Annotated in this window: 13 protein-coding genes, 1 tRNA gene, 1 pseudogene and 2 riboswitches; of the genes and pseudogenes, 13 read left to right on the top strand and 2 right to left on the bottom strand. The window is 67.7% G+C overall.

All coding sequences use genetic code 11. The annotated features are described in order from the left end of the window. Positions 1 to 16: 16 nt before the first annotated feature. From CFB82_RS00895 to CFB82_RS00855, 8 genes and pseudogenes are all read left to right on the top strand, one after another. A complete protein-coding gene (locus tag CFB82_RS00895; RefSeq protein WP_089483208.1) occupies positions 17 to 229 on the top strand; it encodes a hypothetical protein in 213 nt (70 codons plus the stop codon). A 4-nt stretch (positions 230 to 233) separates the two neighbouring features. Further along, a complete protein-coding gene (locus CFB82_RS00890; protein ID WP_089483207.1) occupies positions 234 to 428 on the top strand; it encodes a hypothetical protein in 195 nt (64 codons plus the stop codon). 43 nt (positions 429 to 471) lie between these two features. After that, a complete protein-coding gene (locus tag CFB82_RS00885; RefSeq protein WP_089483206.1) occupies positions 472 to 666 on the top strand; it encodes a hypothetical protein in 195 nt (64 codons plus the stop codon). A gap of 4 nt (positions 667 to 670) precedes the next feature. Then, positions 671 to 1033 (top strand): hypothetical protein, encoded by a 363-nt coding sequence (locus CFB82_RS00880; protein ID WP_089483205.1) that lies wholly within the window; start codon positions 671 to 673, stop codon positions 1031 to 1033. Continuing rightward, on the top strand, positions 1030 to 1278 hold the full coding sequence (locus CFB82_RS00875) for a hypothetical protein (protein ID WP_089483204.1): 249 nt from the start codon (positions 1030 to 1032) through the stop codon (positions 1276 to 1278). Before CFB82_RS00880 ends, CFB82_RS00875 begins: the two co-directional genes overlap by 4 nt. 2 nt (positions 1279 to 1280) lie before the next feature. Then, positions 1281 to 4073, top strand: a complete 2793-nt coding sequence (locus CFB82_RS00870; protein WP_089483203.1) for a toprim domain-containing protein — start codon at positions 1281 to 1283, stop codon at positions 4071 to 4073. 568 nt (positions 4074 to 4641) lie between these two features. Next, positions 4642 to 4896, top strand: a pseudogene (locus CFB82_RS43860) (helix-turn-helix domain-containing protein); the annotation flags it as partial. Positions 4897 to 4961: 65 nt separating this feature from the next. Further along, entirely contained in the window at positions 4962 to 6038 is a 1077-nt protein-coding gene (locus CFB82_RS00855) for a tyrosine-type recombinase/integrase (RefSeq protein ID WP_089483201.1), read from the top strand. Between the two features lie 65 nt (positions 6039 to 6103). Here the strand turns inward: CFB82_RS00855 and CFB82_RS00850 are convergent. Then, positions 6104 to 6179: transfer RNA gene (locus CFB82_RS00850), tRNA-Arg, on the bottom strand. 251 nt (positions 6180 to 6430) lie between these two features. Here CFB82_RS00850 and CFB82_RS00845 point away from each other — a divergent pair. Beyond that, positions 6431 to 7321, top strand: coding sequence for a c-type cytochrome (locus tag CFB82_RS00845; protein ID WP_069246815.1), 891 nt, complete (start codon positions 6431 to 6433; stop codon positions 7319 to 7321). Positions 7322 to 7438: 117 nt separating this feature from the next. Here CFB82_RS00845 and CFB82_RS00840 read toward each other — a convergent pair whose 3' ends face one another. After that, complete coding sequence (locus tag CFB82_RS00840; RefSeq protein ID WP_069246814.1) at positions 7439 to 9526, bottom strand: UvrD-helicase domain-containing protein; 2088 nt, start codon at positions 9524 to 9526, stop codon at positions 7439 to 7441. A 286-nt stretch (positions 9527 to 9812) separates the two neighbouring features. Between CFB82_RS00840 and CFB82_RS00835 the strand changes: the two genes are divergently transcribed. The 4 genes from CFB82_RS00835 to gcvT all read left to right on the top strand — a co-directional run bounded on the left by CFB82_RS00835 (position 9813) and on the right by gcvT (position 13917). After that, the gene (locus CFB82_RS00835; RefSeq protein ID WP_069246813.1) at positions 9813 to 10520 is read left to right on the top strand and encodes an SGNH/GDSL hydrolase family protein; all 708 of its coding nucleotides are present in this window, start codon (positions 9813 to 9815) and stop codon (positions 10518 to 10520) included. A 234-nt stretch (positions 10521 to 10754) separates the two neighbouring features. Continuing rightward, the gene (locus CFB82_RS00830) at positions 10755 to 11813 is read left to right on the top strand and encodes an oxidoreductase (RefSeq protein WP_069246812.1); all 1059 of its coding nucleotides are present in this window, start codon (positions 10755 to 10757) and stop codon (positions 11811 to 11813) included. Positions 11814 to 11970: 157 nt separating this feature from the next. Further along, positions 11971 to 12333 carry a hypothetical protein gene (locus tag CFB82_RS00825; protein ID WP_069249198.1) on the top strand — a complete coding sequence of 121 codons (363 nt, stop codon included), beginning with the start codon at positions 11971 to 11973 and terminating at the stop codon, positions 12331 to 12333. A 112-nt stretch (positions 12334 to 12445) separates the two neighbouring features. Further along, a riboswitch (glycine riboswitch) is annotated at positions 12446 to 12546 on the top strand. 34 nt (positions 12547 to 12580) lie between these two features. Beyond that, positions 12581 to 12714: riboswitch (glycine riboswitch) on the top strand. Between the two features lie 84 nt (positions 12715 to 12798). After that, positions 12799 to 13917: a glycine cleavage system aminomethyltransferase GcvT gene (gene gcvT, locus CFB82_RS00820; protein WP_069246811.1), complete on the top strand. Its 1119-nt coding sequence runs from the start codon at positions 12799 to 12801 to the stop codon at positions 13915 to 13917. The last annotated feature ends 11 nt before the right edge of the window (positions 13918 to 13928 follow it).

Here is a 13928-nt window from a genome sequence, read left to right as displayed (position 1 = left end):
AAAAAAAGGAGATCGCATGGCCACCCTCGCCTCTACCGCCGTCGTGATGCAGTTCGATCCGACTTGCCTGTCGCTCGACAAGCGCCGCGAATACCTGCGCGCACTGTGGCGCGCCGACATCGATCCGCTCGTGTTCGTCGGCACCGCCCGCCGGCTCGGCTACGTGTTGGGCTGTCATTGGGACGCCGACGCCGGCATGCCTGTCCTGACGCCCATCGTTCTGCACTGATCCGATGCGCGCGCCCCTCACCGACCTCGACCTGCGCGCGATGTGGCGCCGCCTGCGCATGGTCGGGAATTTCGACGCCTTGTGCCCGGCTGCCCGCCACGCCTTCAAATGCACGGCGAACGTGTGGCGCGATCGAGAACCCGCGTCCGAATTGCCAGCCATCGACGGGAAGCGCCGCGCCGCGAACGACTTCGACTGAACCATCCGCGCCGGCCGCCGGCGCACTCACCTGGAACCACATCATGAAGCCCTACGTTTTCAGCATCGGCGTGCTGCTGATGCTTTCCCTTTCTCTCACCGGCGTCTACTACCTAGCCGCCGACGTGCTGCGCCTGTTCGACGTTCGGCTCGCCCGGCCGATCGCTTTCGTGATCGGCGTCATCGCAATGGTCGTCCTGGTCGCAGCGCTGGCCTGGTCTGTGCCGCCGCGGAGCTGACACGATGACGAACGAGCCCACCATCCGCTACGAACTGCTGACTTCGGCCGGCCTGCGCACCGTCGCCGGCGATCACGTCGTCATCCCGAACGATGCCGGCGCCGCATTCGGTATTCACACCGAGTCGCACCTGCACGACGGCCACCCCGAAAAGTGCGTCGTCACGCACCTGATATCGGGCATGCGCATCGGCCACGGCGCGACGCGTACCGCAGCCCTCGCGAACGCGACGTCGAATCTCGAACGCAACCGCAAGCGCCTGCGCACCATGCTCGACCAGGCGATCACCTCGCGCTACGAGCTGCAGCACGCCGTTCAGCGCCTGCAACAGAACCATCACGACATCCTCGGAGGCGCCGCCGCATGAAGCACACGACTATCCCTCACGATGCCGCGCTCGCGGCTTCCATCGCGGCAGCCGCCGACGTGCTTCGCTTCGACCATGAACCCGGCGGCATGCAACGCATCGCCGCGCTCGCCCTGTTCGTCAGCGTCCTCGGCGATCGCCTTGCGCTTGCCTTCCCCGCGTCGGCCGGCGCGCTCCGCGCGCTCGTCGACAGCCCCGCGACACCCGGCAACCCTGCCGCCCTTTCCCTGCACCAACAGCAATAACGATGGCCTCGATCGACGAACTGAAACAACGCATCGACCTGCACGACCTCGCCGATCGCCTCGGCTTGAAGCGCGGCCGCGGCGGCGACCGCGCGCTATACCACTCGCCGCAGCACGACGACAAAAGCCCGTCACTGTCGATCTACGTGAATCACCCGAAACACGGCACCGGCTGGCGCGACCATAGCGCCGACGTCGGCGGCTCGTGCATCGACCTGGTCATTCACGCGCGCGGCGGCACGGTCGCCGACGCGGTGCGCTACCTGCACGATGCATACGGCATCCCGCTCGATCGCCAGGCGCCCGCAGAGCGCCGCGAGAAAACGACGGTCGAATACATCGCCGATCGGTGCTTCGCCGAGCGTGACCAGGTGCGCGAATACCTCGGCGGCCGCGGCATTTCCGCCGCTGCGATCGACGCGGCGATCGCAGCGCGCTCGCTCGGTTTCAACACCTGGACCAGCTCGAAGGTCGCCGCCGGCGAAGTCGGCCACGCCGGCCCGGCCGCGGCGTTCATCGTGCGCGCACCGGGCGACGCGCGCGTCGTCGCCGTCGACATGCGCTACGTCGATCCCGCGCTCAACGGCGGCGTCAAGACGCAGACCCAGGGCGACAAAGCGGGCTACGGCTGGACCGCCGACCCTCGCCGGCTCGACAAGGCGAAGCGCGTGTTCATCGTCGAAAGCGCGATCAATGCGCTGTCGATCGACACCTGCGCGACCCCTGGCGCGGCCGCGCTCGCGCTGCGCGGCCTGGCGAACGTCGACGGCATCGACTTCGCGTTCCTGCGCGGCAAACAGGTCGTGATCTGCCTGGACAATGACGAGCCGTTCGCGGACGGCCACCCGCGCGCCGGCCGCCGGCCCGGGCCAGAAGCTGCCTGGGCGCTCTACGAACGGTTGACGGCACTGAACATCAGCGCCGTGCTCGTCGACCAGGCGAATTGGTTCGCCGACCTCGCGGACGGCGAGAAAGCCGTCAAGCCGATCAACGACGTGAACGACTACCTGCAACTGCGCGGCCCGGCCGATCTGCAGCGCGCACTCGACCAGCTCGAGCCGTGGCTCATCGCCGGCCTCGCCGGCGACGCCACGCGTCGCGGCCGGCCGCGCATCTTCTTGCCGTCGCACGACTTCGCGCAGTACTGGCGTTTCCGCGTGCGGCCGGACTTCACCAGCTACATCACGAAGATGGACAAGAACGAGGAAAGCGGCGTCGAAACGCCCGTCATGACGGACCTGTGCGGCTTCCGCATCGCCGGCATTAGCCGCGTGTCCGTGGCGAGCGCGACGTCGACGATGACGGGCGACGCTGATCAGGCACCCACCGTCTATTTCGCCGTATCGGTCCAGGCGCCGCGCCACGGCGCGCAGCTCGTGCGCCGCGTGATGCTCGACGACCAGCTCCACAACGTCGACCAGTGGGGCAAGTTCGGCCCGATCTGGGCGCCGGCGCCGTTCAAGCGCATGGTCAACATCCTGGAGCGCGGCGCCGACCTCGGCGCACGCCAGGCGGCGAACTTCGTCGGGCTCGCCTGGCGCGATGGCCGTCTGATCGTCAACGAGGGACCGGACTGCTACTTCACCGAAGCCGACAAGCAGTGCCCCTATCACAACCTGACCTTCCCGACCGGCCCGGCCAGCGACGCGCGCCGCGTCATTACCGCGTACCAGGCGACGTTCAAGCAGAACGCGGCGACGATCCCGCTCGTGTGGGCACTCGGCGGCCACCTGAAGGCGTTGCTCGGCTTCTGGCCGCACATCACGATCCAGGCGAACAAGGGCGCCGGTAAGTCGACGCTCATCAAGCGGCTTGAACGCTCGCTCGCGTTCACGATGTTCTCCGGGCAGTCGCTGCAGACCGAGTTCCGCCTGGTGACCAGCATCAGCCACACGAGCCACCCGGTCGGATGGGAAGAGCTGTCCGCCCGCCGGCAGGACGTGATCGACAAGGCGGTCGGGCTGTTGCAGGAGAACTACCAGTACACCGTGACGCGTCGAGGCACGGACATGACGGAATACCTGTTGTGTGCGCCCGTGATGCTGGCCGGCGAAGACGTGCCCGTGCGCAGCCTGCTCGGCAAGCTCGTGCGCACGACGCTGACCGGCAAGCGCGGCCCGCTGATGCCGGACGACCTGCCGCGCTTCCCGGTTCGCCAGTGGCTCGAATTCCTCGCCGGCCTGGACAAGCGCGCCGTGTCCGACCAGTACGCGACGCTGCGCGACAAGGCGCTGGCCAACTGCCGCGCGAGCGGCGAGGACGACGGCGCGAAGCGGATGGCGGGCAACTATGCGGCCGTCGCGCTCGCCTGGCGCTACCTGTGCGAGTTCGCCGGCATGGACCCGAGCGAAGGGGACTTCCCGCGCGACCTGCTCGCCGAAATGAACGGGCACATCGCCGAGACGAGCGCCGATCGCGAACCGTGGGTCTGGATCATGGAAACCGCGCTGTCGGAAATGGACTGCAGCAACTACAAGCACCCGTACACCTTCGATACGGTCGACGGCGAGTTCTGCCTGCTCATCAACACCGGCCACGTGATGGACCACATCGCCCACACAAGCGCGCTGCGCGACAAGTGGAACGGCCTGCCCGTGAAATCCGACCGCGTGTTCAAGGCGCAGCTCAAGCACGCCGGCGTCATCGTCGGCGACAAGGAGGTCGAGCGCCGCATCTACACGCGCCGCGTACGCTACCTCACGCCGATCTCGCTCGAACGCCTCGCGGCGTTCGGCCTGCACGTATCGATCCGTGAAGACCTGGCCACCGACGCACTGCAAGGGGCAACAGCGTGACGCCCTCTCAGCCGATGCGGCCGCCGTGCGGCCGTACCCCTTCCCTCATGCTTTCTGGCCGCGTAGCGGCCCTGTATTCGGGTTTTCGGTGCGTGCGTCGATGCGCGCAGCAATCGGCGCACGTCGTCACACGGCCGCCGTGCTGTCCGCTTCCCCCCATCCCCCCCGCAAGTCGAAACGGCCGGGCAACTACGCCGCCCTTGAGGGAGGGGGGCCGCCGGGACCGCTGTTTCCACAGGGAACGGGCGGGCAGCGCAGAAAACTCGGGGATTTCGAGGGTGACCGCTCGTAAGTCATTGATTCTTGAAGCGAGTGCTGCCCCGAGGCATGGCGATTTTGCCCCCACTCATGCCAGTTTTGCCCCTAGTCCGATTTTGGCGTCGGCCGCCGTCGCCCCTTTCTCTTCTCTCTCTAATTCATTGAAAAAGAAGAAGAAAGAATACGAAGAGAGGCAAGGAATCGACTCGGACGCAATGCCCCGAGTCATGCCCGTTTTGCCCTCAGTTGCGGACGCTGCCTATTTTTTGTGCCCCGAATCAAAACGCGCGCCCCGCTTCATTCGGGGCAAATGGGGGCAGGTAATACTCAACGAATTCAATCAGTTATGAGCAGATTCGGCGTTATCCCCCAATCCCCTAGTTGCGCTGCGTGTGCTCCCCCCACGCGAGACACGGGCGCGGCCTCGCCGAGCACGGTCGACCTGCTCGGCGCGGCGGTGATACTCGGCGCGCATCCCGAGACGGTGCGCCTGAAAGCGAAGGCCGGCGAGCTGCCAGGCCGCAAGGTCGGCAAGCGCTGGATGTTTTCGACGGTTGCCCTGCAGCGCTACCTCGCCGGAGAATGGATCCCGCGAGTTGTGCAGGGCGATCAGCAGGAGGAAGTTAAAAAATGTCGCTCTATAAACGCAGTAGCAGTCCCAACTGGTATTACCGGCTCACCCCGCCTGGTGGCGGTCCGGTCGTACAAGGCAGCACTGGCACCAGCAACAAAGCGCAGGCCCGGGAGTTCTACGACCGCCTGAAGGTCGAGCTGTGGAACCAGGCGAAGCTCGGCCACAGGCCCCGCTACACCTGGAACGATGCGGTTGTCCGATATGTCAGCGATCGCGAAGGGCTGCCGAGCCTGGAAACGTCGAAAACGCACCTGCGCTGGCTTGACCAACACCTGTCCGGCGTCGAGTTGGCCGACATCGACCGCAACCGCATCGACGCGATCGCGCTCGCCAAACGGAGGGAACCGAAGGTGATCCGCACGAAGGGCGGGATCGTGACCACCGATCAGTGTGTCAGCGCCGGCACCGTGACGCGCGTCATCGGCGTGCTGAAGGCCGTGCTGAACGCGGCCGTCGAGTGGGAATGGTTGGACCGCGTGCCGGTCACGAAGCGCGCGAAGATCGTGCAGAAGCGGATTCGCTGGCTCACGCCGGCCGAGGCCGAACGGTTGCTCGCCGAGTTGCCGGATCATCTGGCCGACATGGCGCGCTTCGCGCTCGAGACTGGCTTGCGCCGCTCGAACGTGACCGGGCTGCAGTGGTCGCAGGTCGACATCGTGCGGCGCGTCGCCTGGATTCATCCGGACCAGGCGAAGGCGAAGAAGGCGATCACGGTGCCGCTCTCAGATACGGCGATCGCCGTGCTGCTGCGCCAGCGCGCGAAGAAGCGCGCGCCCGAGTTCGTCGACAGCGTGTTTGTGTATCACGGCCGGCCGGTCTATCAGACCGTGACCGAAGCCTGGCGCAAAGCACTGAAGCGCGCCGGCATCCGCGACTTCCGCTGGCACGACCTGCGCCACACCTGGGCGAGCTGGCATGTGCAGCGCGGCACGCCGCTGCAAGTGTTGAAGGAGCTGGGCGGCTGGGAGACGCTGGAAATGGTGCAGCGCTACGCACACCTGTCAGCGGACCACCTGACGCAGTGGGTCCAGTCGCACACGCAGGCCGCCGAGCTGCACGTCGCCGCCGGCTGACTGTAATTTCACTGAAGTGGGAGAAAACGATGAAGTAGCGAAACCGCTGGAAGCCTTATCAGGCTTGGCGCGCCCGGCTGGGATCGAACCAGCAACCCCTGCCTTCGGAGGGCAGTACTCTATCCATTGAGCTACGGGCGCCTGTGACAGTGAAGCGACCCCAATATACAGGCCACCCACGATTGGCAAGACGGCAAGGATACCCGGTTTCCCATGACGCGTCCACCTTGCCCGACGAATCCCCGCCGGGCCGGGCCGCGTGCGGGTAAACACGCGCCATCGCACCGCTCGCCGTGATGTAAACGTTCCGTCTATAATCGACCGGGCTTCATTGGACTGCCATTTGCCGTTGCACCGCGCTCACAATTCCTAATCACGGAGACGAGGCAAGCATGAGCGAAGCACCCCACGAATCTCCCGTCAAAACCCCCGGGCAACTGATTGCCGTCATCATCGCGTCGTTCGCGATTCCGATCATCCTGATCGTCCTGTTCGCCAATTATGCGAACCATGCGTTCCGTGCCGGCGCCGGCACGGACGCGCTATCCGACGAACAGGTCGCCGCACGTGTCGCCCCGCTCGCCAAGGTCGACGTGAAGGACGCTAACGCGCCCCGCACGTACAAGACCGGCGAGGAAGTCTACAAGGCCGTCTGCGTGACCTGCCACGGCACGGGCGCCGCCGGCGCGCCGAAGTTCGGCAACAAGGACGACTGGGCGCCGCGCATCTCGCAAGGCTTCGACACGCTGCTGAAGACGGCGCTGGCCGGCAAGGGCGCGATGCCGCCGCGCGGCGGCACGAGCCCCGACGACGTCAGCGACTATGAAATCGCCCGTGCGATCGTCTACATGGCGAACAACGACGGCGCGAACTTCCCCGAACCGGCCGCGCCGGCCGCCAACGCGGCGCAACCCGCCAGCGGCGCCGCAGCCGCGTCGGGCGCGGCGGACGCCGCCAGCGCGCAGGTCGCCGCGGCCCAGGCTGCGATCGCCGCGATCCCGAAGGCCGGCGAAGCGCCCGCGGCAGCAGCCGCCCCGGCCGGCGCCGACGCCGGCAAGGCGCTGTACACGTCGACCTGCCAGGCCTGCCACGCGGCGGGCGTGCTCGGCGCGCCGAAGTTCGGCAGCAAGGAAGACTGGGCGCCGCGCCTGAAGGACTCGATGGACACGGTCTACAACTACGCGTTGCACGGCAAGGGCGCGATGCCGCCGAAGGGCGGGTCGAACGCGTCGGACGCCGACGTGAAGGCCGCCGTCGACTACATGGTCAACGCGTCGAAGTAACCCCGCCCGGCCGTCAGTAAAAAACCCCCGCGACGCATACGCATCGCGGGGGTTTTGTTTTGTCGGCGGACCGCCGGATCGCCGGACCGCCGTGCGCGCGGCGGCGGCACCGCCAGGTCACTTCTGCAGCAACGCCTTCAGGCTCGCGAGCCGGTCCTTCGGCGACATCGGCGCCTCTTCCGGTGTGGGCGGCGGCGCATCGTCGAGCCCCATCTCCGGGATGAAGCGCGACGGTTCGCACACGACCGTCTCGCGCGCCCGCTTGCGTTTCTTGCACCAGTTCAGGTGCAGGCTGCGCTGCGCGCGCGTGATCGCGACGTACATCAGCCGGCGCTCCTCCTCGATCCGCTCGTTGTCGATCGGGCCGTCATCCTCGGAGCTGCCGCGGTGCGGCATGATGCCTTCCTCGACGCCGACCAGGAACACGTGCGGATACTCGAGCCCCTTCGACGCGTGGACGGTCGACAGCCGCACGGCGTCCGGATCTTCATCCTTGCCCTCGAGCATCGACATCAGCGCGACGGTCTGGATCAGGCCGAGCAGGTTCTTGCCCGTATCGGCCAGGCCGTCCGCGTTGTGGAAGCCTTCCGCCTCGCCGTCGACGGCCTCCTTCTCGGGCTTGGTGCCCTTGCGCTTCAGCCATTCGAGGAATTCGAGCACGTTCTGCCACTTCGACTGCGCCTGCCGTTCGTCGAACGCGTCGTACAGGTACGCCTCGTAGTGGATCGCCTCCATCATGTCGTCGAGCACAGCGGTGGCGGGATCCTTGTCCGCACGCTCGGTCAGGCGCTGGATGAAGTCGCAGAACATCCGCAGCGGCTCGACCTGGCGCGCGGACAGCCGCGCCTCGATCCCGCCCATGTACACGGCCTCGAACAGCGACACCTTCGCCTGGCCCGCGAACGAGCCGAGCGCTTCGAGCGTCGTGTTGCCGATCCCGCGGCGCGGCGTGGTGACCGCGCGGATGAACGCGGGATCGTCGTCGGCGTTCGCGATCAGCCGCAGGTACGCGCACAGATCCTTGATCTCGGCCTTGTCGAAGAACGACTGGCCGCCCGACAGCACGTACGGAATCCGCTCGCGGCGCAGCACCTGCTCGAAGATCCGCGCCTGGAAGTTGCCGCGATACAGGATCGCGTAGTCGCGGAACTGCGCGCGCCGCTCGAACTTGTGCGCGGACAGCCGGAACACGACCGATTCGGCTTCATGCTCCTCGTCGTTGCACGGCGTGACGGTGATCGAATCGCCCATCCCGTGCTCGGACCACAGCTTCTTCTCGAACAGTTTCGGGTTGTTCGCGATCACGTTGTTCGCGGCGGTCAGGATGCGCACCGTCGACCGGTAGTTCTGCTCGAGCTTGATCACGTGCAGCTTCGGGAAATCCTTGCCGAGCTGCGCGAGGTTCTCGAGCGTCGCGCCGCGCCAGCCGTAGATCGCCTGATCGTCGTCGCCCACCGCCGTGAACGCCGCGCGCGGGCCGGCGAGCTGCTTCAGCAGCTCGTACTGGCACGCGTTGGTGTCCTGGTATTCGTCGATCAGCAGGTAGCGCAGCTTGTTCTGCCAGCGGTCGCGCACGGGCTCGTTCTTCGCGAACAGCTCGGCGGGCAGGCGGATCAGATCGTCGAAGTCGACCGCCTGGTACGCATGCAGCGTCGCGACGTAGTTGCGGTAGACCAGCGCGGCCTGGTGCTCGTCCTCGTTGGCCGCGATCGTCATCGCCTCGTCGGGCATGATCAGGCCGTTCTTCCACAGCGAGATGGTGCTCTGGATCTTGCGGATCAGGCCCTTGTCGGTCGTGCCGATCTGCTCCTGGATCATCCCGAAGCAGTCGTCCGAATCCATGATCGAGAACTGCGGCTTCAGGCCGACGTGCTCGGCCTCCTGGCGCAGGATCTGCACGCCCAGCGAGTGGAACGTGCAGACGGTGAGCTGGTTGACGGGCACCTTGCGGCCTTCCTTGCCGGGCGTGGTGAGCGTCTTGCCCTCGAGCAGCTTCGACACGCGCTCGCGCATTTCGGCGGCCGCCTTGTTCGTGAACGTGACGGCAGCGATGTGGCGCGGCTCGAAGCCTTTCGCTTCGATCAGGTGCGCGATCTTCTGCGTGATCACGCGGGTCTTGCCGCTGCCCGCGCCGGCGAGCACGAGACAGGGACCGTCGAGGTAGCGCACCGCTTCGTTCTGGGCGGGATTCAGGCCTGCGGACATGATGGCGGATGGTGTTGCGGTTGACGGCGGAACGCCGGGAGGATGCCGTGCGCGGCGGGCTGGCGAAGCAAGCGGACACGCGGGCAGGACGCGCATGTTAACACGTCGGCGGCGCGCTTTTCGGGAGCGCCGCCGGACGGGGCTGCGCGGGCCGACCGGCCGGCCGCCCCCTGTCCGTCCGGCCAATCCGGCCCCTTTCGCGCACCGATCGGCCACAATATGCCCACTCCGGCGCCGCCCCGCGCCGGCCCGTTTGCGTCACCTGAATCGCCACCGGATCGACATCATGGGATACCCGTTCGCCACCGCCGCCCTCGGCCCGCTGCTGTTCGCGCAGGGGCGCTACGTGCGCCGCGTCACGCCGCGGCTGCCCGAGGCCGCCGGCCCGCGCGACGGCGTGGCGGGCGACGGCCCGCCGCTGCGCGTGCTGGTAGTCGGAGATTCGGCCGCCGCGGGCGTCGGCGTCGCGACGCAGCGCGACGCGCTGTCCGGGCAACTGGCGAGCGCGCTCGCGGCCACCCATCGCGTGAGCTGGAAACTGCTCGCGCGCACCGGCCTGACCACGCGGGAGCTCGTCGACTGGCTCGCCGCCGAGCCGGCCGAGCCGTTCGACGTGGCCGTCACGTCGCTCGGCGTCAACGACGTGACGGGCGGCGTGCCGCCGGCCCGCTGGCAGGCGCAGCAGGCCGAGCTCGTCCGGTTGCTCGCCGCGCGCTTCCGGGTCGGGCACGCGATCCTGTCGGCGGTGCCGCCGATGGAGCGCTTTCCGGCGCTGCCGCAGCCGCTCGCGTGGTATCTCGGGCTGCGCGCGAAGCGGCTCAACACGGCGCTCGCCGGGTGGGCCGCCACGCAGCCGCACTGCACGTTCCTGCGCGTCGCGCTGCCGCTCGAGCGCCACCTGATGGCCACCGACGGCTTCCACCCCGGCGCGACCGCCTGCGCGGTGTGGGCCGAGCAGGTCGCCGCCGCCATGCGGCAGCGCGCAACCGTATGACGCCGGGCGGCGCCCCGGCGGCAGCCGTTCACCGCACGGGCAGACAGGCAACCCCGCCCGCACGGCACACGGAACCGCGCAAAATGCCGGCTTTCCTTGCGCAAGCGCCGCATCGCACCGCGCATTTCGCCCGGACGCGCCGATGCAAGCGGCGGCGCCATGCCAAAATAGCCGGTCGTCTTCGCGCCGTCTCGGCGCGCCATCCTTTAGTTTCCTTCGCAGCCAGGAATTGCCATGTCGTCATTGCTCAGGATTGGTTTGATGGGTTTCGGTTTCGCCGGCGCGACGTTCCACGCGCCCGTGATCGCCACGAGCGGCCGCACTGAAGTCGCCGCGATTGCGACGGGTCAGCCCGATCGCGCGCAGGCTGCGTATCCGGGCGCGCGCGTCGTCCCCGACCTCGACGCGCTGCTCGGCCTCGACGACATCGAGTGCGTGGTGATCGCCACGCCGAACGACACGCACTTCGCGCTCGCGCGCCAGGTGCTCGAAGCCGGCCGCCACGTGGTCGTCGACAAGCCCGTCACGCTCACCGCCGACGAGGCGCTCGCGCTCGCGCGGCTCGCGAATGCGCGCAGCCGGCTGTTCGCGCCGTTCCACAACCGCCGCTGGGACGGCGATTTCCTCACCGTGCGTCGCATCGTCGAATCGGGCGAGCTCGGCCGGCTGACCTTTTTCGAGTCGCACTTCGACCGCTTCCGCCCGACGCCACGCACGCGCTGGCGCGAGGAGCCGGCCCGCGGCGGCGGCCTGCTGCTCGACCTCGGCCCGCACCTGATCGATCAGGCGCTCGCGCTGTTCGGCCTGCCGGAAACGGTGAGCGCGACCGTCAAGACGCGCCGCGACAACGGCACGGCGCCCGATTTCGTGCACCTGCAGCTCGGCTATCCGGACAAGGACGTCGCGCTGCATGCGAGCGCGCTGTCGGCGATCGAACCCGCGCGCTTCACGCTGCACGGCACGCGCGGCAGCTACCAGAAGTTCGGGCTCGACACGCAGGAAGACCAGCTCAAGGCCGGCCTCACCGCCGACGACGTCGAATTCGGCGGCGGCAACCCGCCCGGCCTGCTGCGCGTGCTCGACGGCGAAGTCGACGTCGAGGTCGAGCGCCCGGTGCCGACGCTCGATGGCCAGTACGCGGAGTTCTACCGCGCGCTCGCCGCATCGATCCGCGACGGCGCGCCGTTCCCCGTCACCGCGCAGGACGCCGTCGACGTGATGACGATCATCGAGCTCGCCGCGCAGAGCGAGCACGACGGCCGCCGGCTGCCGTTCGTGCGCCGCACGATCTGACACCGCGCGGCGGCCGGTGGCATCCGGCCAGCGCCGGTGCAGGGGATCAACCGGAACATTCGGTTACAAATGCCGGGGGAACGAAAGTCAGCGGCAGACTGGTCTGATGCGTTTCTCGAAAAAGTCGATCCGACACCAATCCGTCAGGAGAATGTTGATGCAACGGTTGATTCGCGCAGCAGTGTGCTGCGTGCTGGTTTCCTCGCTTGCGGCCTGTATCGTGCAGCCGCAGCAGCCGGTCCGCCCGGCGCCCCCGCCGCGGCCGAATCCGCAGGTCGTCGCGAACGAGCGGATGCAGCAGATCCAGGGCCGGATCGACAACCTGCACCGCCGCATCGATGCACGCGTGAACGGCGGCTACTACCCGCCGCCGTACGGCGCGCAGCTTCATCATCGCCTCGACGTGATCCGCCAGGAATCGAACGACATGTCCGCGCAGCACAGCGGCGGCCTGTCCGGCGACGAGCAGCGCGTGCTGAACCAGGAACTCGACACGGCCGCGCGCGCGATCGGCGAGTAACGCACCGGCGCCCGCCGGAGCGGAAAAGCGGCGGCACCGGCTGCCGCCGCTTGTCGCGAAGCGACATTCTTTTGCTCAAATTGACAAGGCCCACCCGCTCGCGTACAGTCGCCCGCACGCGTCGGGAGAGCGTGTAACCGGGCTGTTTCAGCCGGTTGCGCCGCCGAAGGGGCACACCCGCAAACTCTCAGGCAAAAGGACCGACCGCGTCGGGGAATCCCGTCCGCGCATTGCGCGGGCCACACTCTCCCCGCACTCTGGAGAGCGGCAGTAGCCCGCAGCGCATCCGCTGCGCGGGCAAGCTGCCCACCGAAGGGGCGCGCGTTCGCCAGGCCTGGCCGGCAGCGCAATCTCTCAGGTATCGAGGACAGAGGGGCATGTACCGGATCGCTCGCAGGCCATCGGCCGCGGTGGTCGGCACATGGCCGTTCTGATCCGCGCGCAAGCGCCTTGCCTGAGGCCTCGATGACTGCACTGAATCACACCCCGCTCAACGCCGCGCACCGCGCGCTCAATGCCCGCATGGTCGACTTCGGCGGCTGGGACATGCCCGTCAACTACGGCTCGCAGATCGAAGAACATGAAGCCGTGCGCACCGACGCCGGCATGTTCGACGTGTCGCACATGTGCGTCGTCGATTTCACCGGCAGCCGCGTGCGCGCATTCTTCGAGCATGCGATCGCGAACAACGTCGGCAAGCTCAAGACGCCCGGCAAGGCCCTCTACTCGTGCCTGCTCAATCCGCAGGGCGGCGTCATCGACGACCTGATCGTCTACTACTTCACCGAAGAATTCTTCCGCGTCGTCGTCAACGCCGGCACGGCCGAGAAAGACATCGCGTGGTTCAACCAGCTGAACGAGCAAGGCGGCTTCGGCGTCACGATCGCGCCGCGCCGCGATTTCGCGATCATCGCCGTTCAGGGCCCGAACGCCCGCGAAAAGGCCTGGACGACGGTGCCCGCCGCGCGTGCCGCCACCAGCGAACTGAAGCCGTTCAACGCCGCGCAGGTCGCCGGCACGCCGTTCGGCGATCTCACCGTCGCGCGCACCGGCTACACCGGTGAAGACGGTTTCGAAGTGATCGTCCCGGCCGTGCACGTCGAAGCGCTGTGGAACGCGCTGCAGCAAAACGGCGTGCGCCCGTGCGGGCTCGGCGCGCGTGACACGCTGCGCCTCGAGGCCGGCATGAACCTGTACGGCCAGGACATGGACGACACCGTCTCGCCGCTCGACGCGGGCCTCGCGTGGACGGTCGATCTCTCCACGCCGCGCGACTTCGTCGGCCGCGCCGCACTGGAAGCCAACGGCACCCGCGCCGCGTTCGTCGGCCTGATCCTGCAGAAGGAAAACGGCAAGGCAGGCGGCGTGCTGCGCGCGCACCAGAAAGTCGTCACGCCGCACGGCGAAGGCGAGATCACGAGCGGCACGTTCTCGCCGTCGATGCAGGAATCGATCGCGTTCGCGCGTGTGCCGGCCGCCGTCCAGATCGGCGACCTGGTCCAGGTTCAAATTCGAGACAAGAATCTTCCCGCGCGCGTGGTAAAACTGCCGTTCGTGCGCAACGGCAAGGTCCTCGCTGCGTAACGGCCGGGAGG

It is taken from the genome of Burkholderia sp. HI2714 (genome assembly GCF_002223085.1).
Taxonomy (GTDB): domain Bacteria; phylum Pseudomonadota; class Gammaproteobacteria; order Burkholderiales; family Burkholderiaceae; genus Burkholderia; species Burkholderia lata_D.
The sequence above is the reverse complement of the archived record's forward strand: the minus strand, read 5'-3'. Positions and strand labels throughout refer to the sequence as shown.

What these genes read in the sequence shown, in the direction of transcription:
- CFB82_RS00845 (WP_069246815.1), top strand. Translation starts at nt 6,431, where the DNA reads ATGAGCGAAGCACCCCACGAATCTCCCGTCAAAACCCCCGGGCAACTG.
- CFB82_RS00895 (WP_089483208.1), top strand. Translation starts at nt 17, where the DNA reads ATGGCCACCCTCGCCTCTACCGCCGTCGTGATGCAGTTCGATCCGACT.
- CFB82_RS00855 (WP_089483201.1), top strand. Translation starts at nt 4,962, where the DNA reads ATGTCGCTCTATAAACGCAGTAGCAGTCCCAACTGGTATTACCGGCTC.
- CFB82_RS00885 (WP_089483206.1), top strand. Translation starts at nt 472, where the DNA reads ATGAAGCCCTACGTTTTCAGCATCGGCGTGCTGCTGATGCTTTCCCTT.
- CFB82_RS00835 (WP_069246813.1), top strand. Translation starts at nt 9,813, where the DNA reads ATGGGATACCCGTTCGCCACCGCCGCCCTCGGCCCGCTGCTGTTCGCG.
- gcvT (WP_069246811.1), top strand. Translation starts at nt 12,799, where the DNA reads ATGACTGCACTGAATCACACCCCGCTCAACGCCGCGCACCGCGCGCTC.
- CFB82_RS00870 (WP_089483203.1), top strand. Translation starts at nt 1,281, where the DNA reads ATGGCCTCGATCGACGAACTGAAACAACGCATCGACCTGCACGACCTC.
- CFB82_RS00830 (WP_069246812.1), top strand. Translation starts at nt 10,755, where the DNA reads ATGTCGTCATTGCTCAGGATTGGTTTGATGGGTTTCGGTTTCGCCGGC.
- CFB82_RS00880 (WP_089483205.1), top strand. Translation starts at nt 671, where the DNA reads ATGACGAACGAGCCCACCATCCGCTACGAACTGCTGACTTCGGCCGGC.
- CFB82_RS00875 (WP_089483204.1), top strand. Translation starts at nt 1,030, where the DNA reads ATGAAGCACACGACTATCCCTCACGATGCCGCGCTCGCGGCTTCCATC.
- CFB82_RS00890 (WP_089483207.1), top strand. Translation starts at nt 234, where the DNA reads ATGCGCGCGCCCCTCACCGACCTCGACCTGCGCGCGATGTGGCGCCGC.
- CFB82_RS00825 (WP_069249198.1), top strand. Translation starts at nt 11,971, where the DNA reads ATGCAACGGTTGATTCGCGCAGCAGTGTGCTGCGTGCTGGTTTCCTCG.
- CFB82_RS00840 (WP_069246814.1), bottom strand. Translation starts at nt 9,526, where the DNA reads ATGTCCGCAGGCCTGAATCCCGCCCAGAACGAAGCGGTGCGCTACCTC.